The organism is Burkholderia sp. (assembly GCF_018375725.1).
GTDB lineage: Bacteria > Pseudomonadota > Gammaproteobacteria > Burkholderiales > Burkholderiaceae > Burkholderia.
In genome coordinates this window covers 1-3,244 of record NZ_JAHACR010000392.1, presented here as the reverse complement: position 1 = coordinate 3,244, position 3,244 = coordinate 1, and the positions used below count along the sequence as shown (strand labels likewise).

Annotated in this window: 4 protein-coding genes and 1 pseudogene; all 5 read left to right on the top strand. The window is 66.9% G+C overall.

Annotated features, from left to right (window positions below; all coding sequences use genetic code 11):
• Positions 1-86: 86 nt before the first annotated feature.
• Positions 87-614, top strand: a pseudogene (locus KH616_RS23285) (tetratricopeptide repeat protein); the annotation flags it as partial.
• Positions 611-1,294, top strand: coding sequence for a Fe2+-dependent dioxygenase (locus tag KH616_RS23280; protein WP_292252307.1), 684 nt, complete (start codon positions 611-613; stop codon positions 1,292-1,294). The pseudogene KH616_RS23285 and the gene KH616_RS23280, both read left to right, overlap by 4 nt.
• Before the next feature lie 75 nt (positions 1,295-1,369).
• Positions 1,370-1,975 carry a nucleotidyltransferase family protein gene (locus KH616_RS23275; RefSeq protein ID WP_292252306.1) on the top strand — a complete coding sequence of 202 codons (606 nt, stop codon included), beginning with the start codon at positions 1,370-1,372 and terminating at the stop codon, positions 1,973-1,975.
• Between the two features lie 95 nt (positions 1,976-2,070).
• Entirely contained in the window at positions 2,071-2,214 is a 144-nt protein-coding gene (locus tag KH616_RS23270; protein ID WP_292252305.1) for a hypothetical protein, read from the top strand.
• Between the two features lie 279 nt (positions 2,215-2,493).
• Positions 2,494-3,244, top strand: a 751-nt coding sequence (locus KH616_RS23265; RefSeq protein ID WP_292252304.1) for a cache domain-containing protein, incomplete at its 3' end; no start/stop codon positions are given.

Here is a 3,244-nt window from a genome sequence, read left to right as displayed (position 1 = left end):
ATGTGAATTTCGGTGATATAAATCACGCCACAAAAGCATCATAGCCAGTTGATTTTTAACGTGAAATGGCGTTTTTGCGCCTTGATCCGATGGCAATGAACATGCTCGGGCGCTGCTACGAGTTCGGCTGGGGCATCGCCGCGTGCGCCCCCGTCGCCGTCTACTGGTATCGGCTCGCCGCGCAGGCGGGGCTCGACTGGGGCATGTACAACTACGCCACCGCGCTCGCGCTCGGCAACGGCGTCGCGGAGAACCGTACCGAGGCGCTCGCGTGGTTCGAGCGCGCGGCCGCGCTCGGCCACGCGAAGTCGATCAACCTGATCGGCAGCTTCCACGAAGACGGCTGGGTTGTCCCCGTCGATGCGGATGCCGCGCTCAGCCACTACCGTCGCGCCGCGGAAGCCGGCGATTTCCGCGGCCAGTTCAACTATGCACGGCTGCTCGCCGATCGCGGGCGCGTCGACGACGCGCTCGCATGGCTCGCACGCGTGCCCGCGACAGCGACGCCCGCCTTCATCGAAAAGATGCGCGCCTATCTCGCGGCGTCGCCGCGCGAGGCATTCCGCGCGGCGGCAGCCTGCCTGAAGCCGCGCAATCCGGAGTCCGTATCATGATGCTGCACATTCCCGGCGTACTGACCAAGACACAAGTCGCGCAATGCCGCGACGTCCTCGACCGCGCCGAATGGACGGACGGCAACGCGACGTCCGGCCGCCAATCCGCGCTCGCGAAACGCAACCGCCAGCTGCCCGAGGGTTCGCCCGCTGCGCGCGCGGTCGGCGATGCGATCCAGGATGCGCTCGCGCACCATGCGCTGTTCTTCTCGGCGTCATTGCCGCTCAAGATCTTTCCGCCGCTGTTCAATCGCTATGAAGGCGGCGACGCATTCGGCACGCACGTGGACAATGCGATCCGCCTGCTGCGCGGCACCGACTTCCGTGTGCGCAGCGACCTGTCCGCGACGCTGTTCCTCGAAGAACCCGATGCATACGACGGCGGCGAGCTGTGCGTCGAAGATACGTACGGCGTGCATCGCGCGAAGCTGCCGGCGGGCGACCTCGTGCTGTATCCCGCTTCGAGCCTGCATCACGTCACGCCCGTCACACGCGGCGCACGCGTGGCGTCGTTCTTCTGGATCCAGAGCATGGTGCGCGACGATGCGGACCGCACCCTGCTGTTCCAGCTCGATACGCAGATTCAGCAGCTTTCCGCGGAAAAAGGCGCGCATGACCACGCCGTCATCGCGCTGACCGGGATCTACCACAACCTGCTGCGGCGCTGGGGGGATGCGTAGCGCCGCACTTGCCGATCGGCCCATGCTCGCGCACAATCGCAGCACGTTCCCACTTCCCCAATTCCCGCATCGCCGATGTCGTATGTGTCGCTCGCCACGGGCGTCCTCCTCGCCGCGGGACTCGGTCAGCGTTTCGATCCGGGCGGCACGCGCAGCAAGCTGCTCGCCCCGCTTCCCGACGGCACGCCAATCGCGGTCGCAGCCGCCCGGCATCTCGCCACGACAACCGCCGACGTGGTGGCCGTGGTGCGGCCCGGCGCGGGAAAGCTCGCCTTTCTTCTGAACGAAGCCGGCTGCCATGTCGTCTTCGCGCCCGACGCCGAGCGCGGCATGGGCGCGAGCCTCGCGGCAGGCGTGCGCGCGAGTGCGGAAGCGGACAGCTGGATCGTCGCGCTCGCGGACATGCCGTGGATCGCGCCGCGCACATACGAAGCCGTCGCGCGCGCGCTCGACGCACATCATGCGTCGATTGTCGCGCCGGTATATCGCGGCACGCGCGGCCACCCTGTCGGCTTTGCCGCGCGCCATTACGACGCGCTGGCCGCGCTCGACGGCGATACCGGCGCCCGCGCGCTGTTCGCCCGCGAACCCGTGACGCTGCTCGACGTCGACGATCCCGCCATCCTGCGCGACGTCGATACGCCGGACGATCTTGCATACGGCCGCGGCGACCACCGATAGCCGATTCCGGCTGCAAACGCGCGTTCGATTGCCTATAACGGAGACGAGGTGCCGGCGCGTCGCGCAGCCACCGCCCCGATCCCCGCGAGCACGCCATGACCGACCACACCACGCCGCTGCCCGAGCCTCCGGCAGATCCGACCCGCGACCCCGAAGGCGATCCGCTCACGCCGCCGTCGCCCGGTCATCACGACAATCCGCAACAGCCGGAAGGGCCGCCGAGCAAGGATCCGGTCTGAACGTCCCGGCTGTATTCCAGCCGCGTCCTGGCTGCGTCCCGATGCGCGCGCACCGCCGTGGTGCCCCGGACCGCTTTACCGCAGGCCAGATCCGGTCACACGACGCACCCGCACCCGGCGCATCCGCACCGCCCCGCATCGGCCCTTGCGGCCGATCCGGCTTTTCTCCCGTTGTCGCCTAGGGATTTCCCGCCTGCAGTCTCCGCGCGCGCGCGCCGAAAAAGAATTATCCGGTCGCGCCTCGACATGCGCGTTCATCCGATCCACCGACAACAAACCATGCGCAATCTCACCCTGAATCAGAAACTCGCTTCGATGATCGTCATTTTGTGGCTCGGCCTGCTGGTCATCGCCGGCATCGGTGCATGGCAGACGCGCGCGTCGATGATCGAGGACCGCCGCGACCAGCTCGCGACACTGATTGCCCAGGCCGCCAGCGTCGCCGATCACTATTACAAACTCTCGCAGCAACACGTGATGCCCGAGGCGGACGCGAAGCAGAAAGCGCTCGACGCGATCGGGGCCATGCGTTACGGCAGCGACGGCTATATCTCGATCAACGATTCGAAACCGGTGATGGTGATGCACCCGATCAAGGCTGAACTGGTCGGCAAGGATCTGTCCAATTTCGCCGATCCGGCCGGGAAACACCTATTCGTCGAGATCGTGAAAGCCGGCAACCAGAACGGCGGGAAAGGCTTCGTCGAATACCTGTGGCCGAAGCCGGGCTCCGACAAGCCGGTCGACAAGACCAGCGCCGTGCAGCGCTTCGCGCCGTGGGACTGGTATCTGGTGACCGGCATGTACATGAACGACGTGCAGACGGTCGTGCTTGCCAGCATCGGCCGCTGGCTCGCGATGACCGCCGTGCTCGGCGCGATCGCGACGCTCGTGATGGTGCTCGTGCTGAGGAGCGTGCGTTCGAACCTCGGCGGCGAGCTCGAATCCGCACTCGAGGCCGCGCAGAGCATCGCGCAAGGCGACCTCACCGCGCGCGTCGACGTGAAGCAGAACGACCGCAGCAGCCTGC

Bases quoted from the DNA above. Each gene is read 5' to 3' on its own strand.
- KH616_RS23280 (WP_292252307.1), top strand. From the start codon at position 611: ATGATGCTGCACATTCCCGGCGTACTGACCAAGACACAAGTCGCGCAA.
- KH616_RS23270 (WP_292252305.1), top strand. From the start codon at position 2,071: ATGACCGACCACACCACGCCGCTGCCCGAGCCTCCGGCAGATCCGACC.
- KH616_RS23275 (WP_292252306.1), top strand. From the start codon at position 1,370: ATGTCGTATGTGTCGCTCGCCACGGGCGTCCTCCTCGCCGCGGGACTC.